Annotated in this window: 26 protein-coding genes; 14 read left to right on the top strand and 12 right to left on the bottom strand. The window is 65.9% G+C overall.

Annotated features, from left to right (window positions below):
• Positions 1 to 7: 7 nt before the first annotated feature.
• Complete coding sequence (nth, locus tag AB7M16_RS19265) at positions 8 to 760, bottom strand: endonuclease III (protein WP_453944889.1); 753 nt, start codon at positions 758 to 760, stop codon at positions 8 to 10.
• 22 nt (positions 761 to 782) lie between these two features.
• Between nth and AB7M16_RS19260 the strand changes: the two genes are divergently transcribed.
• Entirely contained in the window at positions 783 to 1,316 is a 534-nt protein-coding gene (locus tag AB7M16_RS19260; RefSeq protein WP_453944887.1) for a DUF2244 domain-containing protein, read from the top strand.
• A gap of 54 nt (positions 1,317 to 1,370) precedes the next feature.
• On the top strand, positions 1,371 to 2,267 hold the full coding sequence (locus AB7M16_RS19255; RefSeq protein ID WP_271510317.1) for a bifunctional helix-turn-helix domain-containing protein/methylated-DNA--[protein]-cysteine S-methyltransferase: 897 nt from the start codon (positions 1,371 to 1,373) through the stop codon (positions 2,265 to 2,267).
• 131 nt (positions 2,268 to 2,398) lie between these two features.
• Here the strand turns inward: AB7M16_RS19255 and AB7M16_RS19250 are convergent, their stop codons facing one another.
• The 8 genes from AB7M16_RS19250 to dnaK all read right to left on the bottom strand — a co-directional run bounded on the left by AB7M16_RS19250 (position 2,399) and on the right by dnaK (position 9,772).
• The gene (locus tag AB7M16_RS19250) at positions 2,399 to 3,022 is read right to left on the bottom strand and encodes a 2,3-bisphosphoglycerate-dependent phosphoglycerate mutase (protein ID WP_453944885.1); all 624 of its coding nucleotides are present in this window, start codon (positions 3,020 to 3,022) and stop codon (positions 2,399 to 2,401) included.
• A gap of 24 nt (positions 3,023 to 3,046) precedes the next feature.
• A complete protein-coding gene (gene dapB, locus AB7M16_RS19245) occupies positions 3,047 to 3,862 on the bottom strand; it encodes a 4-hydroxy-tetrahydrodipicolinate reductase (protein WP_172789470.1) in 816 nt (271 codons plus the stop codon).
• 252 nt (positions 3,863 to 4,114) lie between these two features.
• Positions 4,115 to 4,426 carry a DUF1330 domain-containing protein gene (locus AB7M16_RS19240; RefSeq protein WP_036003256.1) on the bottom strand — a complete coding sequence of 104 codons (312 nt, stop codon included), beginning with the start codon at positions 4,424 to 4,426 and terminating at the stop codon, positions 4,115 to 4,117.
• Positions 4,427 to 4,451: 25 nt separating this feature from the next.
• Complete coding sequence (gene pyrF, locus AB7M16_RS19235; protein ID WP_453944882.1) at positions 4,452 to 5,162, bottom strand: orotidine-5'-phosphate decarboxylase; 711 nt, start codon at positions 5,160 to 5,162, stop codon at positions 4,452 to 4,454.
• A 6-nt stretch (positions 5,163 to 5,168) separates the two neighbouring features.
• Positions 5,169 to 5,747 (bottom strand): NADPH-dependent FMN reductase, encoded by a 579-nt coding sequence (locus tag AB7M16_RS19230; RefSeq protein ID WP_172787785.1) that lies wholly within the window; start codon positions 5,745 to 5,747, stop codon positions 5,169 to 5,171.
• Positions 5,748 to 5,803: 56 nt separating this feature from the next.
• Complete coding sequence (locus AB7M16_RS19225) at positions 5,804 to 6,403, bottom strand: class I SAM-dependent methyltransferase (protein ID WP_172787786.1); 600 nt, start codon at positions 6,401 to 6,403, stop codon at positions 5,804 to 5,806.
• 88 nt (positions 6,404 to 6,491) lie between these two features.
• The gene (gene dnaJ / locus AB7M16_RS19220; protein ID WP_172787787.1) at positions 6,492 to 7,628 is read right to left on the bottom strand and encodes a molecular chaperone DnaJ; all 1,137 of its coding nucleotides are present in this window, start codon (positions 7,626 to 7,628) and stop codon (positions 6,492 to 6,494) included.
• 242 nt (positions 7,629 to 7,870) lie between these two features.
• Entirely contained in the window at positions 7,871 to 9,772 is a 1,902-nt protein-coding gene (gene dnaK, locus AB7M16_RS19215) for a molecular chaperone DnaK (protein WP_036003245.1), read from the bottom strand.
• Between the two features lie 395 nt (positions 9,773 to 10,167).
• On the opposite strand from dnaK, the gene AB7M16_RS19210 reads away from it, so the two are divergent.
• Entirely contained in the window at positions 10,168 to 11,109 is a 942-nt protein-coding gene (locus AB7M16_RS19210; RefSeq protein WP_453944879.1) for a hypothetical protein, read from the top strand.
• Between the two features lie 302 nt (positions 11,110 to 11,411).
• Positions 11,412 to 12,134: a bifunctional nicotinamidase/pyrazinamidase gene (gene pncA, locus AB7M16_RS19205; protein ID WP_172787789.1), complete on the top strand. Its 723-nt coding sequence runs from the start codon at positions 11,412 to 11,414 to the stop codon at positions 12,132 to 12,134.
• A gap of 148 nt (positions 12,135 to 12,282) precedes the next feature.
• Here pncA and grpE read toward each other — a convergent pair whose 3' ends face one another.
• Positions 12,283 to 12,903, bottom strand: a complete 621-nt coding sequence (gene grpE, locus AB7M16_RS19200; protein WP_172787790.1) for a nucleotide exchange factor GrpE — start codon at positions 12,901 to 12,903, stop codon at positions 12,283 to 12,285.
• A gap of 107 nt (positions 12,904 to 13,010) precedes the next feature.
• Positions 13,011 to 14,099, bottom strand: a complete 1,089-nt coding sequence (hrcA, locus tag AB7M16_RS19195; protein WP_091882505.1) for a heat-inducible transcriptional repressor HrcA — start codon at positions 14,097 to 14,099, stop codon at positions 13,011 to 13,013.
• Between the two features lie 168 nt (positions 14,100 to 14,267).
• On the opposite strand from hrcA, the gene rph reads away from it, so the two are divergent.
• The 3 genes from rph to hemW are packed head-to-tail and all read left to right on the top strand — an operon-like array spanning position 14,268 to position 16,829.
• On the top strand, positions 14,268 to 14,981 hold the full coding sequence (rph, locus tag AB7M16_RS19190; protein WP_172787791.1) for a ribonuclease PH: 714 nt from the start codon (positions 14,268 to 14,270) through the stop codon (positions 14,979 to 14,981).
• Between the two features lie 11 nt (positions 14,982 to 14,992).
• Entirely contained in the window at positions 14,993 to 15,628 is a 636-nt protein-coding gene (rdgB, locus tag AB7M16_RS19185; RefSeq protein WP_453944876.1) for an RdgB/HAM1 family non-canonical purine NTP pyrophosphatase, read from the top strand.
• A 16-nt stretch (positions 15,629 to 15,644) separates the two neighbouring features.
• Positions 15,645 to 16,829 (top strand): radical SAM family heme chaperone HemW, encoded by a 1,185-nt coding sequence (gene hemW, locus AB7M16_RS19180; protein WP_453947227.1) that lies wholly within the window; start codon positions 15,645 to 15,647, stop codon positions 16,827 to 16,829.
• 111 nt (positions 16,830 to 16,940) lie between these two features.
• Here the strand turns inward: hemW and AB7M16_RS19175 are convergent, their stop codons facing one another.
• Entirely contained in the window at positions 16,941 to 18,173 is a 1,233-nt protein-coding gene (locus tag AB7M16_RS19175; protein ID WP_453944874.1) for a penicillin-binding protein activator, read from the bottom strand.
• A gap of 342 nt (positions 18,174 to 18,515) precedes the next feature.
• Between AB7M16_RS19175 and rsmI the strand changes: the two genes are divergently transcribed.
• The 7 genes from rsmI to AB7M16_RS19140 all read left to right on the top strand — a co-directional run bounded on the left by rsmI (position 18,516) and on the right by AB7M16_RS19140 (position 25,590).
• Positions 18,516 to 19,466: a 16S rRNA (cytidine(1402)-2'-O)-methyltransferase gene (gene rsmI / locus AB7M16_RS19170; protein WP_453944872.1), complete on the top strand. Its 951-nt coding sequence runs from the start codon at positions 18,516 to 18,518 to the stop codon at positions 19,464 to 19,466.
• Complete coding sequence (locus tag AB7M16_RS19165; protein ID WP_172787796.1) at positions 19,453 to 19,854, top strand: YraN family protein; 402 nt, start codon at positions 19,453 to 19,455, stop codon at positions 19,852 to 19,854. The genes rsmI and AB7M16_RS19165 overlap by 14 nt, the downstream gene beginning before the upstream one ends.
• Positions 19,855 to 19,864: 10 nt before the next feature.
• Entirely contained in the window at positions 19,865 to 20,809 is a 945-nt protein-coding gene (gshB, locus tag AB7M16_RS19160) for a glutathione synthase (RefSeq protein ID WP_197962545.1), read from the top strand.
• 362 nt (positions 20,810 to 21,171) lie between these two features.
• Positions 21,172 to 21,993: a Flp pilus assembly protein CpaB gene (gene cpaB / locus AB7M16_RS19155; protein ID WP_172787798.1), complete on the top strand. Its 822-nt coding sequence runs from the start codon at positions 21,172 to 21,174 to the stop codon at positions 21,991 to 21,993.
• A gap of 10 nt (positions 21,994 to 22,003) precedes the next feature.
• Positions 22,004 to 23,521 (top strand): type II and III secretion system protein family protein, encoded by a 1,518-nt coding sequence (locus AB7M16_RS19150; protein WP_453944869.1) that lies wholly within the window; start codon positions 22,004 to 22,006, stop codon positions 23,519 to 23,521.
• A gap of 51 nt (positions 23,522 to 23,572) precedes the next feature.
• Entirely contained in the window at positions 23,573 to 24,304 is a 732-nt protein-coding gene (locus AB7M16_RS19145) for a CpaD family pilus assembly protein (RefSeq protein WP_453944867.1), read from the top strand.
• Positions 24,301 to 25,590, top strand: coding sequence for an AAA family ATPase (locus AB7M16_RS19140; protein WP_453944865.1), 1,290 nt, complete (start codon positions 24,301 to 24,303; stop codon positions 25,588 to 25,590). The genes AB7M16_RS19145 and AB7M16_RS19140 overlap by 4 nt, the downstream gene beginning before the upstream one ends.
• Positions 25,591 to 25,592: the final 2 nt, after the last annotated feature.

Here is a 25,592-nt window from a genome sequence, read left to right as displayed (position 1 = left end):
CGCTGTCTCAGACCGTCTTCTCCGGCCAGCGACAGAGATCGTTGATCAGGCAGACCTCGCAGCGCGGCTTGCGGGCAAGGCAGGTATAGCGGCCGTGCAGGATCAGCCAATGATGCGCGTGCAGCATGAACTCGGCCGGGATCACCTTTTCGAGACCGAGCTCGACCTCGAGCGGTGTCTTGCCCGGCGCAAGTCCGGTGCGGTTGCCGACGCGGAAGACGTGCGTGTCGACCGCCATGGTGTGCTCGCCGAAGGCCATGTTGAGCACGACGTTGGCGGTCTTGCGTCCTGCACCGGGCAATGACTCGATCTCGGCGCGCGTGCGCGGCACCTCGCCGCCGAAATCGCTGAGCAGCTTGGCCGACAGCGCGATCACGTTCTTGGCCTTGGTGCGGTAGAGGCCGATGGTCTTGATGTAGTCGCGCAAGCGCTCCTCGCCGAGATCGAGCATCTTCTGCGGCGTATCGGCGACCTCGAACAACGCCCGCGTCGCCTTGTTGACGCCGGCATCGGTCGCCTGCGCCGACAGCACCACGGCGACCAGCAGCGTGAACGGATTGACGTGCTCGAGCTCGCCCTTCGGCTCCGGATTGGCCTTGCGGAAACGGCTGAAGACCTCGCGGATCTCGGCGGGAGTCCAGGGTCTGGTGGCTTTGAGCGATTTCTTCGCGGGCGCTTTCGGCTTGGTAGCGACCGGCTTTGCCTTTTTCTTCGGCACGGCCGCTTTGCGCGGGACCGGCTTGCGGGTGATTTTCGCCATGATCGGGATATACTGATGGACGATGAGCACAGGCAACGAAATTGCGTGGCCGCGATCTGAAAGCGAGGACGAGCCTCAGATCTTCTCCGCGCTGCTGACGCCGCACCGCTCGCTGAACCGCACCGGCTTTCTCGCCGTGATGCTGTTCCTGAGCGCCGTCAGCTTCGTCACGGGCGTCGCTTTCCTGATGATGGGCGCCTGGCCGGTGTTCGGCTTCTTCGGTCTCGACGTGCTCGTGATCTGGTGGGCCTTCAAGGTCAATTTTCGCGCGGCACGGGCCAGCGAGGAGATCGTGGTGACGCCGACGGAATTGCGGGTGCGACGCGTGAGCCATCGCGGCCAGGTTGCCGAATGGACCTTCAATCCGCTCTGGGTCCGGCTCGACCAGGAGGTCGACGAGGAATACGGCATCGAGCACCTCTATCTGATCTCCCGCGGCCGCCGCCTGCGCATCGCAGGCTTTCTCGGTCCGGAGGAAAAAGCGAGCTTTTACAATGCCTTGGTTGTCGCCCTGAACGCCGCGCGGCGTGGCCCGACCTATAATCCGGTGACCTGAGGACAGTCGGAAATCGGGTGGTTTCGCGCCGCCCCCTCCCCTACATTTCCGGTCATGATGACCCTTGCGATACATGACCAGCGCCTGACCAAACCGGGCACCCAGAACGCCGCGTTGCGCGACTATGATTCGGTGCGGCGGGCGATCGCCTTCATCTCGGCGAACTGGCGCGCGCAGCCGACCATCGAGGCGATGGCGGATGCCGCCGGCGTGACCCCGGATGAGCTGCACCATCTGTTCCGCCGCTGGGCTTCGATCACGCCGAAGGCTTTCATGCAGGCGCTCACCCTCGACCACGCCAAGAACCTGCTCAGGGACTCCGCCAGCATCCTCGACGCGGCGCTCGACTCCGGCCTATCGGGGCCGGGCCGGCTGCACGATCTCTTCGTGACGCATGAGGCGATGTCGCCGGGCGAGTGGAAGAACGGCGGCGCCGGCCTCACCCTGCGCTACGGCTTCCATCCCTCGCCGTTCGGTACCGCAATCGTGATCGCCACCGACCGCGGCTTGTCGGGCCTCGCTTTCGCCGATCACGGCGAGGAGAAGATCGCGCTCGCCGACATGACGCGGCGCTGGCCGAACGCCACCTATGTGGAAGATCACGACGGTACCGCGCCGCTCGCAGCGCGCATCTTCGATCCAAAATTGTGGCGGCCGGATCAGCCGCTGCGCGTGGTGCTGATCGGCACCGATTTCGAAGTGCGGGTGTGGGAGACGCTCTTGAGAATTCCGATGGGGCGCGCGGTGTCCTATTCCGACATCGCCTGCAACATCAACAATCCGAAGGCCTCGCGCGCCGTCGGCGCGGCCGTCGGCAAGAACCCGGTCTCCTTCGTCGTGCCCTGCCACCGCGCGCTCGGCAAGAGCGGCACGCTGACCGGCTATCATTGGGGCATCACGCGCAAGCAGGCGATGCTGGGCTGGGAAGCCGGGCAGCTGGGGCTGCAGTAGGCGCAACAAGCACACTGCCGTAAGGTCGGCAAAGGCGCATAGCGCCGTGCCCACCATCTCTCTTAAACCGCTGACGCTGCGTGGGCACGCTGCGCTTTGCCCACCCTACGGCACCGCGTGTGTGGCGAAACTCAGCCCGCCAGATCCAGCTTCGAGGCCACGGTCGAGTCGGCGTTGAGGCGGTAGATGATCGGCACGCCGGTCGCGAGCTCGCGCTTCAAAATGCCTTCGGGCGAGAGCTTTTCCAGCACCATGATCAGCGCGCGCAGCGAGTTGCCGTGGGCGGCAACCAGCGTGCGCTTGCCGTTGAGCACGCCGGGCAGGATCTCCTGCACGTAATACGGCAGCGCGCGCGCGAGCGTGTCCTTCAGGCTTTCGCCGCCGGGCGGCGGCACGTCGTAGGAGCGGCGCCAGACATGGACTTGCTCCTCGCCCCATTTCTTGCGGGCGTCGTCCTTGTTGAGACCGGAGAGATCGCCGTAGTCGCGCTCGTTGAGCGCGAGGTCCTTCGACGTCGGCAATCCGGTCTGGCCAAGCTCGGCAAGAATGAGATCGAGCGTGTGCTGCGCGCGCGTCAGCACCGAGGTGAAAGCGACGTCGAACACCAGGCCCTGTGCCTTCAGCTTGCGGCCGGCTTCCTTGGCTTCGTTCACGCCGAGCTCGGTGAGGTCGGGGTCCTTCCATCCCGTGAACAGGTTCTTCAGATTCCATTCGCTCTGGCCATGGCGCACGAGCACGAGAAGACGTTCGCTCATCAACTGCTTTCCGTGTTGTTCAGTTTAGATGTCGGATAGGCCGAGCACGTCGGCCATGGAGTAGTGCCCCGGCTTCTTACCATGCGCCCATAGTGCCGCCTTCAGCGCGCCATGTGCGAACAGCATGCGGTCCTCGGCCTGATGCGACAGCGTCAGGCGCTCGAACGCGCCGAGGAAGGTCACGCTGTGATCGCCGGCGACGGTGCCGCCGCGCAAGGAGGCAAAACCGATATGGCCCGGCTTGCGCGCGCCGGTGATGCCGTCACGCCCACGCTCGGAATGGTCATCGAGGCTGACGCCGCGGCCACTGGCTGCGGCCTGGCCCAGCATCAGCGCCGTGCCCGAGGGCGCATCGACCTTCATGCGGTGATGGGTCTCGACGATCTCGATGTCAAAGCTCTGGTCGAGCGCCTTGGCGACGCGCTTGACCACGGCGGCAAGCAGGTTGACGCCGAGGCTCATATTGCCCGACTGCACCACGACGGCGCGGTTGGTGACGCTCTTGATCACCGCATTGTCGGAGCCGGACAGCCCGGTGGTGCCGATGACGTGCACGAGGCCGCGTTCGGCGGCGATCGCGACATTGGCGATGGTCGCCGCCGGCACGGTGAAATCGAGGATGCCGTCGGCGTCCTTGGACATCGCCCAGAGATCGGCGGAAAGCTTGATGCCATTGGCCGGCAGGCCGGCGAGCACGCCGGCATCCTTGCCGAGCAGGTCGGAGCCCGGCGCCTCCAGCGCGCCGGCCAGCACCGCACCCTTGCTCTCGGCAATTGCCCGCACCAGCGCCCGGCCCATCCGGCCGCCGGCTCCCGCAACAATCAACCGCATGTCGGACATGGTGTGATCCTCTTCGGAGCCGTTGTAGCGGGGGGAGGCAGTTCCGGCAACCGAGGGGGATCTGGGGCGGTGACGCGCTCTTACCCTCCCCTGGAGGGGGAGGGTCGATCGCGCGCAGCGCGAGCGGGGTGGGGTGACGGTCCCTCCGCGACGAACAGTGCCCGCGTGGAGAGATCACCCCACCCCGCTGCGCATTCCGCTTCGCTCCATGCTCAGCGACCCTCCCCCTCCAGGGGAGGGTAAGAAAGAGCCTCAGCCGTCCTGCGGCTGCGGGCCGTCATAGCCCTCGATGACGATGAGGTCGGCGATCGAGTGCGGCTGGCGCACCTTGATGTTGGCCTGGTATTCCGGCGAGTTGTAGCAGGCGAGCGCTGTCTCGTAGTCCGGGAATTCGATCACGACGTTGCGGTTGCGGCTCGCACCTTCGACGGCGGTGAACTTGCCGGCGCGGACGACGAAACGGCCGCCCCATTTCTTGAAGATCGGGCCGTTGGCGATCGCGTAGGGCTTGTAGCCCTCGTCATTGCTGACGTCGACACGCCCGATCCAGTAACCCTTTGCCATTGTTCTTCTCCCTGTTGTTGGTGGGTTAACCGAGCGCCTGCGCGATCTCGGCGTGGATGGCTTCGGCTGTTGCCTTGGGATCGACAGCCTCGATCACGGGTCGCGCAACGACGAGATAGTCAGCACCCGCAGCGATCGCGCGCCCGGGGGTCATGATGCGTTTTTGATCGCCAGCGGCCGTGCCGGCGGGCCGGATGCCTGGGGTGACGAGACTCGTCTGGTGCCCCACGACCTTGCGCAGATTGCCGACCTCCTCCGGCGCGCAGACAATGCCGGCAACGCCAAGCGCCTGCGCTTGGGCCGCCCGCGCTTCAACCAGTTCGGAAACGTGGAGTCGATAGCCCGCCGCATGCAGGTCGTCGTCGTTGTAGGAGGTCAGCACAGTGACGGCGAGAATTTTCAACCCGGAGCCCGCGCAACCTTCGACCGCCGCCTTCATCGTCTGCGGATAGGCATGGACGGTCAGAAAGGTAGCGCCGAGCCTGGTGATGCTCTGAACACCCTGCATCACCGTATTGCCGATGTCGTGCAGCTTGAGATCGAGAAAGACCTTCTTGCCGCTGTCGGCAAGCTTGGCGACGAGGGGCAGCCCGCCGGCGTAAGCGAGGCGATAACCGATCTTGTAGAAGGTGACGCTGTCGCCGAGCCTTGCGACCATCGCCTCCGCGGCATCCACGCTGGGCAGATCGAGGCCTACGATCAGGCGGTCCCTTGGGGCGATTTCGGCTGGCGTCATGTCACCTCACATCATGCGTTGGGAAACGTCGATCAACTGCGCGACCAGCTCCTTCAAGGCGGCGATATCGCCCTCGTTCTTCAGCCTGTCCATATCGTCATAGGCCTGGTCGGCAAAGGCGAGCGTGAGCTGGCTCGCAATCACATTGGCGTGGCAGGAGGAGAGGATCAGCCGCAGCGCCTGCAGCGCGCGGGCGGCACCTAACCGGCTCTGGGACGCGCCGGCAAGCGCGAAGACGCGGTTGCGGAACACCTCGCCGCGCGCCTCGTGCAGCTCGTGCACGCGGCTGACCCAGTCGATCGCGTTCTTCAGCAGCGGCGGCACCGAGGCGTTGTATTCGGGCGAGACGATGAGGACGCCGTGATGCGCGCCGATCATGCGCTTCAGATTGATCGCGTGCTTGGGCACGCCGGATTTGGCCTGGAGATCGCCGTCGTAGATCGGCAGCGGAAAATCGGCGAGCGAGATGCGGGTGACGTCGACGCCGGCCTGCGCGAATTCGTAGGCCGCCACCGCCGCCAGCTTCGCATTGTGCGAGCCGGTGCGCAGCGAGCCGGGAATGATCAGGATCTTGGGAGCTGGCATCCAATCCCACGCGTTCGGCGAAACGAGCCCGCCGCGCAAAGGAGGAGCCGGCGGAATTAATGCTTGCGATACACCCAGACGCGGGCCGGCGGAAGGTTCATCCAGATCCGTTCCGAGGCCTCTGTGGACACGCCGGGCAGCGATTTCGGGATCGGCGGCACCACCGCATAGGTGAACTGGATGAACGGCGCACCAGGTGCGAGAGCGGTGAAGGCATCGCGGACGAGCCGCAGCCGCGTCAGCATCGGTTTTGTGACGAGCGGCAGGCCGGACACGACCGCACTGGCCGGCGCGCTCAAGACATTCCAGAGCGTATCGCGCAGGCGATAGGCATCGCCCTGCACCACCTTGGCTTGCGGGTAGCGGTCGCGCAGCAGCGCGCAGAAGCCGGGATTGTATTCGACGAGAACGAGACGCTTCTGGTCGACCCCGCGCTCGATCAGCGCGGAGGTGATGGCGCCCGTGCCGGGTCCGAGTTCGACCACCGGTGCGTCGGAATCGGGATCGACATAATGCGCCATGGTCCGCGCCAGCAGCTTGCCGGACGGCATCACCGCGCCCATGTGCAGGGGCTTTTCGATCCACGACCTGAGAAAGCGCACCTCGTCGTCAAGACGAGGCTTCTTCAACGCACGCGCGGACGATGGCAATGGCATGTCGGGACCGGACGGAACCGCGGGACCGCGGCGTGTCAGAAAATGGTCATAAAGACGTATAGGCCGGAGGCGATACGGTCAAGACGAGTCAATTCGCCCGATTGCCGAAGAAATCCTTGACCTTGGCGAAGAAACCCTCGGCTTCCGGCTGGGTGTTGCCGGAGGAGAGCTTTTCGAACTCGGCCAGCAATTCCTGCTGCTTCTTGGTCAGGTTCTGCGGGGTCTCGACCATGACCTGAACGTACATGTCGCCCATCTGGCGCGACCGCAGCACCGGCATGCCCTTTGATGCAATGCGGAATCGGCGTCCCGACTGGGTGCCGGCGGGCACCTTCACCTTGGTCTTGCCCTTCTCGATGGTCGGCACCTCGAATTCGCCGCCGAGCGCGGCGGTGACCATCGAGATCGGCACGCGACAATGCAGGTCGGCGCCGTCGCGCTGGAAGAACTGGTGCTGGGCCAGCGACAGGAAAATGTAGAGATCGCCGGGCGGCCCGCCGCGGACGCCGGCCTCGCCCTCGCCGGCGAGCCTGATCCGTGTGCCGTCCTCGACGCCTTGCGGAATGTTGACCGAGAGCGTCCGCTCGCGGGTCACCCGCCCTTGTCCCGAGCAGGACGGGCAGGCGTCCTCGATCATCTGGCCGCGGCCCTGACAGCCCGGGCAGGTCCGCTCCAGGGTGAAGAAGCCCTGCGACTGCCGCACGCGGCCGGCGCCGCCGCAGGTCGAGCAGGTCTTCGGCTTGGTGCCGGCCTTGGCGCCGATGCCCGAGCAGGCCTCGCAGGTGACCGAGACCGGAATCTCGATCTGCGCGGTCTTGCCGCCAAAAGCTTCCTCGAGGGTGATTTCCATGTTGTAGCGCAGGTCGGCGCCGCGCTCGCGGCCGCCGCGGCCGCGCTGTCCGGCCATGCCGAACAGATCCTCGAAGATGTCAGAGAAAGAGGAGGCGAAGCCCGCACCGAAACCGGCGCCGCCGCCGAAGCCGCCGCCCTGCTCGAACGCGGCGTGGCCGTAGCGATCATAGGCGGCGCGCTTGTCCTTGTCCTTCAGGACCTCGTAAGCCTCGTTGATTTCCTTGAACTTGACTTCGCTGGTCTCATCCCCCGGATTGCGGTCGGGATGGAATTTCATTGCGAGCTTGCGGAACGACGATTTCAGCTTGCCTTCGTCGGCGTCGCGTTCGACTTCGAGGGTCTCGTAATAGCAGCGCTTGGTGGACGTGGACATGTGGGACTCGGTCTATCCAATCGCGATTCAAGTTGGAGCAAAACGACGTCGCCAAGCGACGATATAGGCAGCCTTCCGCCTTGCGGCAGAGGGCACCGTGCCTGCGTTCAGCATAACGGTCGGGAATTGATTGATCGTAACGGGCGCCTCGCCCCGTCCCGACACGACGGCCTCCCCCGCGAGGGAGGAGGCCGGTAGCGTGTGTGGGGTCCAAGCCGTCCGCATCGTCACCCTCTCGGGGCTTAAGCGGACTTCTTGTTGTTCTTGTCGTCGTCGACCTCGGTGAATTCCGCGTCGACGACGTCGTCCTTGGCCGCGTCCTTCTTGGCGTCGGCCTCGGCCTGCTGTTTGTACATTGCCTCGCCGAGCTTCATCGAAGCCTGCGCCAGCGTCTGGGTCTTGGCCTTGATCGCCTCGGCATCGTCGCCCTTCAGCGCTTCCTTGAGGTCGCTGACGGCATCCTCGATGGCGCGGCGCTCGCTCTCGGCAACCTTCGAGCCGTGCTCGGCCAAGGCCTTCTCGGTCGAATGCACCAGACCATCCGCCTCGTTCTTGGCGGTGACGGCCTCGCGGCGCTTCTTGTCGGCCTCGGCATTGGCCTCGGCGTCCTTGACCATCTTCTCGATGTCGGCTTCCGACAGGCCGCCCGAGGCCTGGATGCGGATCTGCTGCTCCTTGCCGGTGGCCTTGTCCTTGGCCGAGACGTTGACGATGCCGTTGGCGTCGATGTCGAAGGTCACCTCGATCTGCGGCATGCCGCGCGGGGCCGGCGGAATGCCCATCAGGTCGAACTGGCCGAGCATCTTGTTGTCGGCCGCCATTTCACGCTCGCCCTGGAAGACGCGGATGGTGACGGCATTCTGATTGTCTTCAGCCGTCGAGAACACCTGGCTCTTCTTGGTCGGGATCGTGGTGTTGCGGTCGATGATGCGGGTGAACACGCCGCCCAGCGTCTCGATGCCCAGCGACAGCGGGGTCACGTCGAGCAGCAGCACGTCCTTGACGTCGCCCTGGAGCACGCCGGCCTGGATCGCGGCACCGATCGCCACGACTTCGTCCGGATTGACGCCCTTGTGCGGCTCCTTGCCGAACAGCTGCTTCACGACTTCCTGGACCTTCGGCATGCGCGACATGCCGCCGACCAGCACGACCTCGCCGATCTCACCGGCGGTGACGCCGGCGTCCTTCAGCGCCTTGCGGCAGGGCTCGACGGTCTTCTGGATGAGGTCGTCGACCAGCGCCTCGAACTTGGCGCGGGTGAGCTTCATCGTCAGATGCTTCGGGCCGGTCTGGTCCGCGGTGATGAAGGGCAGGTTGATCTCGGTCTGCGTCGTCGAGGACAGCTCGATCTTGGCCTTTTCAGCGGCTTCCTTCAGACGCTGCAGGGCAAGCTTGTCGTTGCGCAGGTTGATTCCCTGCTCCTTCTGGAATTCGTCGGCGAGATAGCCGACCAGGCGCATGTCGAAATCTTCGCCGCCGAGGAAGGTGTCGCCGTTGGTCGACTTCACCTCGAACACGCCGTCGCCGATTTCGAGAATGGAGATATCGAACGTGCCGCCGCCGAGGTCGTACACCGCGATGGTGCCGGCCTTGGTCTTGTCGAGGCCATAGGCGAGCGCGGCCGCGGTCGGCTCGTTGATGATGCGCAGCACTTCAAGGCCCGCGATCTTGCCGGCGTCCTTGGTCGCCTGGCGCTGGGCGTCGTTGAAGTAGGCGGGAACGGTGATGACGGCCTGCTCGACCTTCTGGCCGAGATGGGCTTCCGCGGTCTCCTTCATCTTCTGCAAGATGAACGCCGAGACCTGCGAGGGCGAGTAGGTCTGGCCGTCGGCCTCGACCCAGGCGTCGCCGTTGGAAGCCTTCACGATCTTGTAGGGAACGAGCTTCTTGTCCTTCTCGACCATCGGGTCGTCGTAGCGGCGGCCGATGAGGCGCTTCACTGCGAAGAAGGTGCGCTCGGGATTGGTGACGGCCTGGCGCTTGGCCGGCTGGCCGACGAGGCGCTCACCGTCATCCGTCACGGCGACGATCGAAGGCGTCGTGCGCATGCCTTCGGAATTCTCGATGACTTTGGCGTTCTTGCCATCCATCACGGCAACGCACGAATTCGTGGTGCCGAGGTCGATCCCAATGACCTTTCCCATGGTCCTGATATCCTTCTTTTTGCGGCAGGTTGGCTGGGCCCAAGAGGCACCCGAACCGAAACCCCCTAAGATCAAACATCCGCGATATTGCGATGATTGAGGCTCATATAGGAGGGGGGGAGGGGCCCGCAAGGACCGAAGCTACGTTTCTGCCGCTAAAACATTGGGTTTTGGAAGGTGATATCCGGGCTCAACCGCCCTTGCGGGTGAGGAAATATTAACAGGTTCGGGCCTCTGCAAGCCCCTGCACCCGCGGGCCCGGGTCGCCCTGTTACCGCAAGCCCAAACCCGGTAAAAGGCGGACCGGCCGGGCAGCCGCGAGCGCTGCTTCGCGCGACAAAGCGGCCCGGTGGCCAACCATCGAACGGCCTCAATGTGAACCAATCAGAGTGCCCATGAAGCTGATCCGCCCCCTCGCCGCGCTCGGCCTCCTCGCCGCTTCCGCGCTTCCGGCCTGCGCCGCCGACGCCGTGTTTCCGCCCGGCTTGCGTCTCGGCATGGTGCCGCTGATCGGCCTCAGCACGGCCAAGACCTTTCCGGGCTTCGAGAGCGAGGACGGCAGCGTCAAGGTGCTGGTCACCGAGCTGCCGCCGGCGGCCTATGGCGAGGTCGTGAGCGCCTTCAATTCCAATCCCGGCGGGACGGGCGGCGTCAAGCAGGACAAGGTCGAGACCCCCGCGGGTCTAGCCTATTTCACCACCGAAAGCGGCAAGGCCGGCGATACGCCGGTGAAGCGCTATTCGATGATCGTGCCCGGCGCCGGCTTCTCCGGCTATGTCGCGGTGCAGATCCCGGAGAATGCGACCAAGATCTACACGGACGAGGCGGTGCGACAGATGTTCGCCAGCGCCACCACGCGCAGGCAGGTGTCGGCCGAAGAGCAGCTCGCACTGCTGCCGTTCAAGATCACTGATCTCGCCGACTTCAAGGACGTCCGGACGCTGGCGCCGGGCTCCAGCATCATCCTGGCCGACGGTGACGAGAGCGCCGGCTACGAGTCAAAGCCGTTCATCATCCTCGGCCTGATCGGCGCCACCCCGCAAGCCGCAGACGACCGCGCCCGCTTCGCCCAGGAGGCAGCGCGCCAGATTCCCGGCGTGCGCGAGTCGCGTATCACCATGTCCGAGCCGATCCGCATCAACGGCCAGCAGGGTTTCGAGACCCGGATCGACGGCGTCAGCGGCAAGGACAAGACCCCGGTTACCGTGGTGCAGTGGATCCGTTTCTCCACCGGTGGCACCTCGCTGCGCATCATCGCCAGCGCCCCGCGCGACCAGTGGCAAGCGGCCTTCACCCGCTTCCGCGCCGTGCGCGACGGGATTCAGCCGAAGGGGTGAGGCTCGAGGCTTCAACACATTCAGTGCCATCCCCGCCTAGTGCGCAATTGCGCACGGGGGCGGGGATCCATACCGCGTGACCTCACGGTTGCAGTCCGATACAGTACCGACGAAGAGTTTTCGCCAAAACTAGTCTCTGGGGTTATGGATCCCGGGCTCGCGCTTTGCGCGCCCCGGGATGACGATGATGTTGGGGCGATCAGCCCAACCGCTCATCAAAGCCGGCTGCATTTTCGGGCTTCTGTTCGTACACGAACGGAACTAGGCTTCCTCCCGTTGGATCATCCTGGAGGGAGGCATACATGCTGGTTCGGCGACAAGTCTTGGCAATGCTTGGAACGACGGCGCTGGCGACGCTGGCGCCAACCGCGCTGCTCGCGGCCGCATCGATCAAGCCGGACGATGCATCCGCGCTGCTCGTGATCGACGTGCAGAACTGCTTCCTGCCCGGCGGTAGCCTCGCGGTGAAGGAAGGCGAGCAGGTGGTGCCGGTCATCAACAAGATCTCGAAGGCATTTGCGAACGTGGTGCTGACGCAGGACTGGCACACGCCGGGCCACGTTTCGTTTGCGTCGGTTCATGCCGGCAAGAAGCCGTTCGAAACGGTCGATCTTCCCTACGGCAAGCAGGTGCTGTGGCCGGACCATTGCGTGCAGGGCACCGACGGCGCGGCGCTGTCGAAGGACCTCTCGATCCCGCACGCCGAGCTCATCATCCGCAAGGGTTTTCACAAGGACGTCGACAGCTATTCGGCCTTCCTCGAAGCCGACGGCAAGACCTCGACGGGGCTCGCCGGCTACCTGAAGGGCCGCAAGATCAAGCGCGTCTTCGTCGCTGGCCTCGCGACAGACTTCTGCGTCGCCTGGACCGCGCTCGACGCACGCAAGGCGGGCTTCGAGGTCTATGTGGTGGAAGACGCCTGCCGCGGCATCGACACGCAGGGCTCGCTGGCAAAGGCCTGGGCCGATATGGCCAAGGCCGGCGTAAAGCGGATTCAGTCTGCGGATATCGCGGTGAGCGCGTAAGCAGCGCGCAACACTGGAAGACCCTCATCCTGAGGAGCGCGCTTCTTCGCGCGCGTCTCGAAGGATGAAGGCCGAGCTGCCAGAGCCGGGCCTGCATGGTTCGAGACGCCGCGCAAGGGCGCGGCTCCTCACCATGAGGGTCTGAGACTCAGTTCGCCGCGCCGCTCTGCTCGTTGTTGTTGTTCGCCGCAGACGCAGCCTTTGCGCCGCCCTTGGCGACGCCGACCAGCGCCGGGCGCAGCACGCGATCGCCGATGGTGTAGCCGGCCTGCATGATCTGCACCACGGTGCCCGACGGCACCGACGCATCGGGCACTTCGTACATCGCCTGGTGGAAGTTCGGGTCGAACTTCTGGCCCAAGGGATCGAGCTTCTTCACGCCGTGCTTTTCCAGCGCGTTGAGCAGCGAGCGTTCGGTGAGCTCGACGCCCTCGATCAGCGCGATCAGGCCGGGATCGGCCGCGGCACGCGCTTCGGCCGGAACGGCATCGAGCGCACGCTGAAGATTGTCGGCGATATCGAGCACGTCGCGGGCGAAGCCGGTGATGCCGTAGAGGCGGGCGTCGGCGACCTCCTTGCTGGTGCGCTTGCGCAAGTTCTCCATCTCGGCCAGCGTCCGCAGCATGCGGTCGCGCGCCTCGGCGGCTTCCTTCTGCAACGTCTCGACCGCGCCGGGCTCGGGATCGTCGGGCATGATGTAGGGTTTCGACACCACGGGCTCGCCGGTCGCTGCAGTCGTGTCTTCGGGTTGCCGGTCTTGCTCGGTCATCGGCTCTGGTCTCGAACTCGTTTCAGGGATGTTGGCCCGGATATCGTGCTTAAGCCCACGAAAATCAAGCGCCCGTGATCGGCGGAAAGGCCGGTCAGCCCCCCAAATCAGCCCCCTAAGAGGCGGCTGACGATGCGGGCGGCGTAGTCCACGGTCGGGATCACGCGGGCATAATTCAGCCGCGTCGGGCCGATCACACCGAGAACGCCGACGATGTGGCCGGCGGCATCCCGATAGGGCGAGATGATGGTGGACGACCCCGACAGCGAGAACAGCTTGTTCTCACTGCCGATGAAGATCCGCACGCCTTCGGCGGTCTCGGCCCGGCCGAGCAGGTCGATCACGCCGCGCTTGGTCTCGAGATCGTCGAACAACAGCCGCACCCGCTCCAGATCCTCCAGCGCATGCAGGTCTTCGAGCAGATTCGCATGCCCGCGGACGATGAGCTGGCGGTCCTCGTTCTCGCCGCCGGACCAGCTGGCGATGCCGGCCGAGATCACTTTCTGTGTCAGCTGATCGAGCTCGGCTCGGGCCTCGCCGAGTGCGGTCTCAAGCTCGAGCCGCGCCTCGGCCAGGGTGCGGCCGCGGATCCGCGCATTGAGGAAATTGCCGGCCTCGGTCAGCGCCGAGGAGGGAACTCCAGGCGGCAGCGTCAGCACGCGGTTTTCGACCTGGCCGTCCTCGCCGACCAGGATGACCAGCGCTTTTTCCGGTTCCAGGCGGACGAATTCGATGTGCTTCAGCCGGGCATTGGATTTTGGCGTCAGCACGACGGCGGCGGCCCGGGTCAGGCCGGAGAGCCGCATCAAGGCTTGGTCCAGCGCCGCCTCGACCGATTGCGCCTCGCCGACGGAGGAGAGCTGGCTCTGGATCGACTGCCGCTCGGCCTCATTGAGGTCGCCGACCTGCATCAGGGCGTCGACGAAGAAGCGAAGGCCCAGTTCCGTCGGCAGCCGGCCGGCGGAGGTGTGCGGGGCATAGATCAGGCCGAGCTGTTCCAAATCGGCCATGACGTTGCGGACCGAGGCCGGCGACAGCGGCATGGCGATCAGGCGGGAAATATTGCGCGAGCCGACCGGCTCACCGGTCGCGAGATAGCTTTCGACAATTTGACGAAAGATGTCGCGGGAACGCTCGTTGAGCTGGGCAAGGCCTGCGCGCGGCGCGATCAGATGGATCGGATCGTGATGGGCCACAGACGGTAACTCCTCTCAGATACTTATAATTTGTCCATCCGGGCCGCTTCTGACAAGCGTGGCGTTTGCGGGCTCGACGTCAGGGGGTGAATAAGCCCTTGCCGCCCACCCCCGCCCCACCTACAAGCACCGCGAACAGCCTTTTCCCGTGAGTTTTGGAGATTTCCCATGCGGCCAAGCCGCCGTGCGCCCGACGAATTGCGCCCCGTGACGCTGGAGCGCGGCGTGGTCAAATATGCGGAAGGCTCGTGCCTGGTGAAATTCGGCGACACCCATGTGCTGGTCACCGCCACGCTGGAGGAGCGCCTGCCGCCGTGGCTGAAGGGCCAGGGCCGCGGCTGGGTCACCGCCGAATACGGCATGCTGCCGCGCGCGACCTCCGAACGCACCCGCCGCGAGGCCTCCGCCGGCAAGCAGAGCGGCCGAACCGTCGAGATCCAGCGCCTGATCGGCCGCTCGCTTCGCACCATCGTCGATCTCGAAGCGCTCGGCGAGCGCCAGATCACGGTCGATTGCGACGTGCTCCAGGCCGACGGCGGCACCCGCACGGCCTCGATCACCGGCGCCTGGGTCGCGCTTGCCGATTGCCTCAACTGGATGAAGGCGCGCAACATGGTGAAGACCAACGTGCTGCGTGACAACGTCGCCGCGATCTCCTGTGGCATCTACAACGGCACTCCGGTGCTCGATCTCGACTATGCCGAGGATTCGGAAGCCGAGACCGACGCCAATTTCGTCATGACTGGCGACGGCCGCATCATCGAGGTGCAGGGCACCGCGGAACGCGAGCCGTTTACGCAGGACGAGTTCCTGAAGCTGATCGCCCTGGCGCAGAAGGGCATCGCGCGCCTGGTGGACTTGCAGAAACTGGCCGTGGCGTAGTCAATAGGCCCATGCACCGCCGAATCACCGACAAGCTCGTCATCGCCACCCACAATCCCGGCAAGCTCGCCGAGATGAGGGAGCTGCTCGCGCCGTACGGGATCGAGGCGGTGTCGGCCGGCGAGCTCGGCCTGGACGAGCCCGAGGAAACCGGCAACGATTTCCGCAGCAACGCCGCGATCAAGGCGATCGCCGCGGCGCAGGCGACCAAGCTTCCCTCCTTCGCCGACGATTCCGGCATCGTCGTCGACGCGCTCGATGGCGCGCCGGGAATCTACAGCGCGCGCTGGGCCGGTCCATCCAAGGATTTCAACGCGGCGATGACGCAGATCGAGCGCCTGCTGCAGGAGCGCGGCGCCACCACGCCGGACAAGCGCAAGGCACACTTCGTCTCCGCGCTTTGCGTCGCCTGGCCCGACGATCATCGCGAGGAGGTCGAGGCGCGCGTCGACGGCACGCTGGTCTGGCCGCCGCGCGGCACCGCCGGCTTCGGTTACGATCCGATGTTCCTGCCGGACGGCTACGATCGCACTTTCGGCGAGATGGAAAGCATCGAAAAACACGGCCTGCCGCCGCTTGGCCTAGGCCTGTCGCATCGCGCCCGCGCCTTCGTGAAACTGGCGGAGATCTGCCTTGAGCCGCGCTAGAGCGTTTTCGAGCGAAGTGGATACCGGTTCGCGCCAGGAAAACGCGTCAAAACAAGAATCCGAAGCCTTCGGCGTCTACGTGCACTGGCCGTTCTGCCTGTCGAAGTGCCCCTATTGCGACTTCAACAGCCATGTCCGCCACGCCGCGATCGACGAGGCGCGGTTTGCAGCCGCCTTCGCGCGCGAGATCGCAACGACGGCCGAGCGCGCCCCCGGCCGCGAGGTCACCTCGATCTTCCTCGGCGGCGGCACGCCGTCTCTGATGCAACCTTCGACCGTCGGCGCGGTGTTAGATGCGATCGGCAAGCACTGGACCGTCGCCGGCGACGTCGAGGTGACGCTGGAAGCGAACCCGACCAGCGTCGAAGCCACGCGCTTTGCCGGCTATCGCAGCGCCGGCGTCAACCGCGTCTCGCTCGGCGTGCAGGCACTCGACGACGCCTCGCTGAAGGCGCTCGGCCGCATGCACAGCGCACGCGAGGCGCTCGATGCCGTCGCCATCGCGCGCCGCGCGTTCGACCGCTATTCGTTCGACCTGATCTACGCCCGGCCCGACCAGACGCCGGCGATGTGGGCCGACGAGCTCAGGCACGCGATCGATGAAGCGGCCGAGCATCTGTCGCTCTATCAATTGACGATCGAGGAAGGCACGCCGTTCTTCGGCCTGCACCAGGCCGGCAAGCTGAAGACGCCGGACGAAGCGGTCGCACGCGCGCTCTACGACGTCACGCAGGAGACCTGCGACAAGCTCGGCCTGCCCGCCTACGAGATCTCCAATCACGCCCGGCGCGGCGCCGAGTGCCGGCACAATCTGGTGTATTGGCGCGGCGAGGAATATGCCGGCATCGGCCCCGGCGCACATGGCCGCCTCGACATTGACGGGATCAGGCACGCCACCGCCACCGAGAAGCGTCCGGAGGCCTGGCTGATGCGGGTCGAGACCAACGGCGACGGCGTCGTCAGCGACGAGCTCCTCAACAGCGAGGAGCGCGCCGACGAATTCCTGCTGATGGGACTGCGTCTCGCCGAAGGCATCGATCCCGAGCGCTACAGGGCCCTCGCCGGCCGCCCGCTCGACCCCCGCCGCATCGCGCTCTTGCGCGAGGAAGGCGCGATCACCGTGGATGGCACGGGACGCCTGCGCGTGACCAGCAGCGGATTTCCGGTGCTGGATGCGGTGGTCGCGGATCTGGCGGCGTAAGGAGCTCTCGGTAGTGTAGGGTGGGTTAGCGAAGCGTAACCCACCATGCTCCCATTCGCCGGACGAAGTTGGTGGGTTACGCTTCGCTAACCCACCCTACCCGTCGTCCTACTACGCCCCAAAGCTCTTCGGCGATCCTGCCACCGCAGCACCGCCGCCTTGCGTCACCTTCATCACGGCAAGGCCCCGTTCATTCGTGCCATCCGCGCGGAAGCGGAACAGGCCGTCGATGCCGGCAAAGCCGGAGGGGTTGGTGAGCACGTCGGAGGAGAAGCGCTGGCCGCCTTGCGTGCGCGCCAGCGCGGCGACGAGTGCGACCGCATCATAGGCGAGCGTTGCGGTGCGGATCGGCTCCGCGCCGTATTTGGTGCGGTAGCGACCGGAGAAGGCGCGGAAGCCGGCCGGGTCGGGCGCGGCGTAAAGGCCGCCCTGCAGCGCGGCGCTGGCATAGACGCGCGGATTGTCCCACAGGCCGGTACCGAGCAGCTGGATGTTGCGCAGGTTCGCGCCCGCGGCGGTCATCGCATCCGCCACTGACACGACCGCATCGCCGTCATCGGCAATGAACAGCGCGTCCGCGCTGCCGAGCTGCTGCGCCACCGTGCGCGCGGGCGTGGCGCGATCGGCGCCATATTTCTCGAACGTGACGATGCGCCCGCCCCGCCGCGGCACCGCCGCCTTCACCGCGGCCTCGACGACATTGCCATAGGCGTTGTCGGGTACCAGCACGGCGAAGGAGCGCTTTCCGATGCCGGCGGAATATTCGACGATGCGGTTGACGTCGGACTCCGGCAGGAACGACAACAGATAGACGCCGCGGCCGGCGATGCTGGAATCCGTCGAGAACGCGATCACCGGGATGCCGCGCGTGCGCGCGACCTGCGCCACCGCCGGCACCGATTGCGCAAACAGCGGCCCGAGGATGATCTCGGCGCCCTCGTCGACCGCCTGCTGCGCGCCGGCTTGCGCGCCTTGCGGGCTGCCATTGTCGTCCTTGATCAGGAGCTGGATGTTCGGGTTCTGGAACTCGGCCAGCGCCATCTCGGAGGCATTGCGCATCGATTGCGCGGCGAGCCCGGCGTTACCGGCAGCGGAGAGCGGCAGGATCAGACCGACCTTCACGCCGCCGGTGCCGGCGGTCGTCGCCTGCTGCTGGGGACCTGCCGGCTGGGCCGGCGGTGCGGAGCTCGAGAACGGGTTGGAGAATTGGCTGAGACTTTGCTGCACGCCGGCGCAGGCCGACAGCACGGGCGCGCCGAGCAACAGGCCGAGCGCAGTCCGCCGGGTCGCCCCTGGCGATCGGGACCCCGGAACGGGAGACTTTGGATGACGCGGGCCCAGCATGGCAGCTTCTCTTCTGACCGGCCGTGCGCCAGCCGATCACGACATTGCTTTCCGCGACACAGGCCGCGGATTCAGGCAGTGTGTCGGCAAATAGTTAACCAAAACAAAAGGATAACAACCGCTTAACGCGGCCGCCGTCCCGTCCCGGCAGCTCTTTACCGTCACTCATTCACTCATCAAGGCGGCGTTTCCGTCGCGAATATGGCGCGAGGGCCTTCACTCCCTCCCGACGTGATCTTCGACCGATCACATTCCCGTCCGTTCCTCGCCCCTCGCCTCGGCACGATCTTTTTCGGCGAGCCGGTTCCCAGCCCTGCAGATCGTGCCTAAGTTGACTTCATTATGCGCGCAAAGCCGGCCCCGATAAATACGCCTGAAGCTCAAGACGCCGCCTCGCGCGGTTTCTCCATCGATGCCCATCGGCTCGCGGCGCCGAAGGCGGCGCCAGGCCTCCATCTGGTCGCGACCCCGATCGGCAATCTCGGCGACATCACCGTGCGGGCGCTGCAAACGCTCGCCGGCGTCGACGTCATCGCCTGCGAGGACACCCGCATCACGCGCCGCCTGACCGAGCGCTATGCGATCACGGCACAGCTCAAGCCCTATCACGAGCACAATGCGGAGGCCGCGCGTCCAAAAATCCTCGAAGCCCTCGGACAGGGCAGCTCGGTCGCGCTGGTGTCGGACGCCGGCACGCCGCTGATCTCCGACCCCGGCTTCAAGCTGGTGCGCGAGGTCTGCGCCGCCGGCCATGCGGTGTATGCGCTGCCCGGCCCGTCCTCGGTACTAGCGGCGTTGTCGGTCGCAGCCCTGCCGACCGATCGGTTCTTCTTCGAAGGCTTTTTGCCGGCGAAATCCGCGGCGCGAAAGTCGCGCCTCGCCGAGCTCGCCCGCATCGACGCGACGCTGGTGATGTTCGAATCCGGCAACCGCGTGCAGGACACGCTCGCCGATCTCGCCGAGATCATGGGGGCGCGCGAGGCCGCGATCTGCCGCGAGCTGACCAAGCTGCACGAGGAGATTTCGCGCGCACCATTGAGCGAACTGGCGCGCGAGGCCGATACGCTGGAGACGCGCGGCGAATTCGTGCTGGTGATCGCGCCGCCCGCGGCCGACGCCGAGGTTCTGACATTGGACGCACTCGACGGTCTGTTGCGCGAGCAGCTTGCCGCGCACAGCGTTAAAGATGCCGTGGCGCATGCGGTCGCGCTCTCGGGCCGGCCGCGCCGCGAGGTCTATGCCCGCGCGCTCGAGCTCGCAAAGGATTCGCGGGGCGGCGATGGCGAAGACTGAGACTCCTGCGGAGCCAAAGGTCGCCTCGCCGGAGCGCGTGGCGGCGTTCCAGACCGGGATTTCCGCGGAGAGCCGCGCCGCGGCCTATCTGATGGCCAAGGGCTACCGCATTCTCGCCAAACGTTACCGCACGCCGCATGGCGAGATCGACATCGTGGCGCGGCGCCGCAACCTGATCGCCTTCGTCGAGGTCAAGGCACGCGCCACGCTGGACGATGCCGCTTTCGCCGTGACGCCGCGCCAGCAGCAGCGCATCATCGACGCCGCCCAAGGCTGGCTCGCAGCGCATCCCGAGCATGCCGAATTCGAATTGCGATTCGACGCCATGCTGATTGCGCCGCGCTCGCTTCCGCGCCATGTGTTGGCGGCATTCGACGCCTCGACCTGAAAGGCAGCCCATGAAACTGAACGTCGCCGTCCAGATGGACCCCATCGCCCGCATCAACATCAAGGGCGATTCCACCTTCGCGCTGCTCTTGGAGGCGCAGAAGCGCGGCCATGGCCTGTCCTATTACACGCCCGACAAGCTCTCGATGGTCGGCGAGGAGCTGGTCGCACCGGTTCAGCTCCTGACCGTGCGCGACGAGCCCGGCGACCATTTCACCCTCGGCGAGCCAAAGCGCGAGGCTCTGAACGGCTTCGACGTGGTGCTGCTCCGCCAGGACCCGCCGTTCGACCTCGCCTACATCACCTCGACGCATTTCCTCGAGCGCATCCATCCGAAGACGCTGGTGGTCAACGATCCCGCCTCGGTGCGCAACGCGCCGGAAAAGCTGTTCGTGATGAATTTTCCGCAGCTGATGCCGCCGACGTTGATCTCGCGCGACCTCGATGAGATCAACGCGTTCCGCGACAAGCACGGCGCCGTCGTCATGAAGCCGCTGCACGGCCATGGCGGCGCGGCGGTGTTCCGCGTGATGCCGCAGGACATGAATTTCGGCTCGCTGTTCGACATGTTCTCGGTGACGTTCAGGGAGCCCTGGGTGATCCAGCAATTCATCCCCGAGGTGAAGCACGGCGACAAGCGCATCATCCTGGTCGACGGCGAGTTCGCCGGCGCGGTGAACCGTGTGCCGGCGGCCGACGACCTCCGCTCCAACATGGTGCGCGGCGGCGCGGCGCAGGAGACCGAGCTCACGCCGCGCGAGCGCGAGATCTGCGCCACCGTCGGCCCGGCGCTGCGCGAGCGCGGCCTGTTGTTCGTCGGCATCGACGTCATCAACGGCAATCTCACCGAGATCAACGTGACCTCGCCGACCGGCATCCGCGCCATCGCTCGGCTCGGCGGCCCCGATGTCGCGGCGAAGATCTGGGACGTGATCGAAGCGAAGCGGAAGAAGTAGAGCTCTGCGCGTAGCCCGGATAGAGCGTTAGCGAAACCCGGGAGGCCCACCACTCGCACCGGCCCCGGATTACGCTTGCGCTCCATCCAGGCTACGGACGATGCTCGCGGCCACCTCGCGCGCTAACGACGTATTCACCATGACGCCCCCGCGCCTCGCGCAAACGCGTGCTCCGACATGCGTGAAACTACGGGGCCGTTGGCCGGCTCAATAACGCCGCGTTCACCATCTGCCGAAAACCAGCATCGCGGCCAGCGATCACGTTCGGCCTCGCAACACCCCTTATACTTTTGCTGCCTACTCATCGACGCGGGGGAACACGCCAGGTGCGGTTCGAGTGCCCCGCGTAAGAGTAGAAGCGTATGAATACCGCACGCATTGTCGTTCTCGTCATCGCTCTCGGCGCCGGCGGCGTCGCTGCATATCTGGCGAGCGGCTATCAGAATCCGCCCGCGGCCACCCTGCCCGTCGCCGAGAAGCTGCCGACGGTCGAGGTCCTCATCGCCAAGAACGACATCCAGCTCGGCCAGGCCGTGAAGCCCGAGGACCTGCAATGGCAGGCCTGGCCCGCGGCGACCGCCAGCAGCGCCTTCATCCGCCGCGACAGCAGGCCGGAGGCCCGGACCCAGATCGCAGGCTCGATCGCGCGCGTGCCGCTGATGCAGGGCGAGCCGATCCGCGAGCAGAAGCTGGTCAAGGCCGAAGGCTCCGGCTTCATGGCCGCGATCCTGCCGTCCGGGATGCGCGCCGTCTCCACCGAGATTTCAGCCGAAACCGGCGCCGGCGGCTTCATCCTGCCGAATGACCGCGTCGACATCGTCTTGACCCGCCGGCTGAAGAATCCGGACGGCGGCAACAGCAACGGCCCGACCGGCGGCAACGACCTCATCCTGTCGGAGGTCATTCTCACCAACATCCGCGTGCTCGCGATCGACCAGGCTCCGAAGGAAAAGGAGGGCCAGAACGCGGTCGTCGGCAAGACGGTCACGCTCGAGCTCCGGCCCGACCAGATCGCCACGCTTTCAGCCGCACGGCAGGGCGGCACTCTGACACTCGCACTGCGCAGCATCGTCGATGCCAACGCAGTCGACGGCACGCCCGAGGACCAGGCGATCAAGCGCCCGGGCGGCGTGAACGTGATCCGTTACGGCGTCCAGGCACGGCAACTGACGTCGCAGAAGTGATGGGGACAGCATGAACTACGGGGGTGATCGGACGGGCCTGCGCATTCGGGGAAAGCGCGCGCGCTCGGTCCTGGCGGGGACGATCTTGATGCTGGGGCTGCTCGCGGCTCACGGCGTCGTCAGTGCCGCGGAGGCGCCAATCGGCGACCAGGCGCCGATGCAGGCGTCGGATCTCAGCGTATCGTCGGTCGGGACGGTCGCACCGGCGCGGTCGCGCTTTCTGTCGCTCGGCATCGGCAAGTCCGTCGTCATCGACCTGCCGCGCGAGGTCAAGGACGTGCTGGTGGCCGATCCCAAGATCGCCAATGCGGTGATCCGCTCGGCCCAGCGCGCCTATATCATCGGCGGCCAGGTCGGCCAGACCAACGTCGTGTTCTTCGCCGCCGACGGCCAGCAGGTCGCCTCCTATGACATCGCGGTGAAGCGCGACCTCAACGGCATGCGCGCAGCGCTGCGGCAGTCCCTGCCCGGCGTCCAGATCGAAGGCGTCGGCGACAGCGTGATGCTGACCGGCTCGGTGTCGAGCCCGGTCGAGGCCCAGCAGGCCGGCGACGTCGCCGCAAAGCTCGTCGGCGGTTCGGACAAGGTCGTCAACAACATCGTCGTCCGCGGCCGCGATCAGGTCATGCTCAAGGTCGTGGTCGGCGAAGTCCGCCGCGACATCGTCAAGCAGCTCGGTGTCGATCTCAGCGCCAGCCTGAACGCCGGCACCGCCGTGGTGAATTTCAACAATTCCAACCCGTTCTCGGTCTCCGGCGGGCCGATCGTCGGCAGCAATGGGCTCGGCGTCACCGGGCTCGCCAAGGGCGTCGCCACCGTCAACGCGACGATGCGGGCGATGGAGAGCGCCGGTGTCATGCGCACGCTGGCCGAGCCGAGCCTGACCGCGATCTCGGGCGAATCCGCCACTTTCGTCGCCGGCGGTGAATTTCCGATTCCCGGAGGCTATGCCTGCGATCCGGTCACACACGTCTGCACCACCCAGGTCACCTACAAGAAGTTCGGCATCTCCCTGAACTTCACCCCGGTCGTGCTCAGCGAAGGCCGCATCAGCCTGCGCGTGATGACCGAGGTCTCGGAGCTGTCGAACACCAACTCGATCACGTTGACGCAGGCCGTGTCCGGGAACTCGACCAACTCGATCACCATTCCTTCGGTGCAAACCCGCCGCGCCGAAACGACGCTGGAAATTCCGTCGGGCGGCTCGATGGCGATGGCCGGCCTGATCCAGCAGCAGACCAAGCAGGCGATCAACGGGCTGCCTGGTGTCGACCAGGTACCGATCATCGGCGCGCTGTTCCGCAGCCAGGACTTCGTCAACAACGAGACCGAGCTGATGGTGATCGTGACGCCCTATGTGGTGCGCGCGGTCGCTCAGAAGGAATTGTCGCGGCCCGACGACGGCTTCGCGCCGGCCTCGGACGCACAGAGGGCGCTGCTCGGCCGGGTCAACCGCCTCTACGGCGTCGCGAGCCGCGTCGATCCGGTCGCCGGCACGCCCGGTGATTTCGGCTTCATCATCGACTGAGACGAACGGTTTGGGGACCGGGCAAGACACGGGGCAAGAGGGGATCAGGCGATGACGAAGACGAGAGCCGATCGACGTCGCAGCGTAAGCATCGCGCTGGCACTGACGGGGTTGTCCGTCATGCTGGGCGCCTGCAACACCACCGAGATCGTCACCCAGACGGTGCCGACCGATTATCGCCAGCGCCACCCGATTGCGGTGCAGGAAGGCAAGAAGTCGATCGTGATCTTCGTCGGCAAGAGCAGAGGCGGCCTCTCGGCTGCGCAGCATGCGGACGTCGCGGGCATCGCGCGGGACTGGGTGCGCGAAGGCAGCAGCTCCGTCGTCGTCGACGTCCCGGTCGACACCGCCAATTCGCGCGCGGCTGCCGCGAGCTATCAGGAGATCCGCTCGGTGCTCACGTCCGGCGGCGTGCCGTCGCGCGCCATCGTCCAGCGTCCCTATCGTCCTGATGATCCCGGGCTGCTGCCCACCATCCGCCTCAGCTATTCGAAGATCACCGCGGTCGCCGGCCCCTGCGGGCTGTGGCCGGAAGACGTCGGGCCCAACATCCTCGATCCCGGCTACAACGAGAATCGGCCCTATTTCAATCTGGGCTGCGCCAGCCAGCGCAATCTCGCGGCGATGATCGACAACCCGGCCGACCTCGAGCAACCGCGCGCCGAGACGCCTGCATACACCGCACGGCGCGACATCGCGTTCGAGCGCTATCGCAAGGGCACGACGACGACAACCACCTATCCCGAATCCGACAAGGCCAAACTCAGCGACACCGGCAGATGACAGCCATCCACGACGAAGACGCGGACGATCCGCAGCATCCCGAGGAACATATCGCGCCGGTTCCTCGCATTTCGGTGCAAGCCTTTTGCGAGACCGAGCAGACGCTCAACGCGGTGACGGCGGCTGGCCAGGATCGCCGGCTCGCCAAGGCCCACCTCAGCGCCAAGGACGGCGGCCTTGCCGCGGCGATCGAAGCCTATGAATCGATGCCGACGCCGAACGTGATCGTCATCGAGTCCGACGGCACGCGCGACATCCTCGAGGGACTGGACGATCTCGCCGGCGTCTGCGATCCCGGCACCCGCGTCGTCGTGATCGGCAGCCCCAGCGACACCGCGCCCTATCGCGAGCTGGTGCGCCGCGGCGTCAACGACTACGTGGTCGGACCGGTCGAGACGCTCGACGTGGTCCGCTCGATCTGCAGCCTGTTCTCGGCCTCCGAGGCCATCATCACCGGCCGCGTCATCGCGGTGGTCGGCGCCAAGGGCGGCGTCGGCGCGTCCACGGTCGCGCATAATCTGGCCTGGACCATCGCCCGCGACCTCTCGCTCGATTCCGTCGTGATCGATCTCGACCTCGCCTTCGGCACCGCGGGCCTCGACTACAACCAGGATCCGGTGCAAGGCATCGCCAATGCGGTGCTGTCGCAGGACCGGCCGGACACGGCGCTGATGGAGCGCCTGCTCGCCAAATGCACCGATCGCCTCAGCCTGTTGGCGGCGCCCGCCACGCTCGACCGCGTCTACGATTTCGGTGCCGAAGCTTTTGACGCGGTGTTCGACACGCTGCGCATGACGACGCCCTGCATCGTGCTCGACGTTCCCCATCAATGGTCCGGCTGGACCCGCCGCGCGCTGGTGAACGCCGACGACATCGTGATCGTGGCCGAGCCCGATCTCGCCAACCTGCGCAACACCAAGAACATGCTGAGCGTCCTGAAGGCGGCGCGACCGAACGACCGGCCGCCGCTGTATTGCATCAATCAGGTCGGCATGCCCAAGCGCGCGGAGATCGAGGTCAAGGCCTTCGCCAAGACCATGGAGAGCCAGCCGATCGCGGTGATCCCATTCGATTCGAAACTGTTCTCGACCGCGGCCAATAATGGCCAGATGATCGCGGAGGTCTCCAGGAGCCACCGCACCACCGTTCTGTTCCAGAACATGGCGAACCGCCTCGCCGGCCGCGGCGAGGTGAAGAAGCCGAAGCGCTCGCTGCTCGAACCGCTGCTGAAGAAGCTGAAGGGCAAGTCGGGACGGAGCTCGGCCCCGCATCGCAAGGTCTCGTAGGC

It is taken from the genome of Bradyrhizobium sp. USDA 372 (assembly GCF_053629095.1).
Note: the sequence above shows the minus strand (reverse complement) of the source record. Positions and strands in the feature narration are given on the sequence as shown.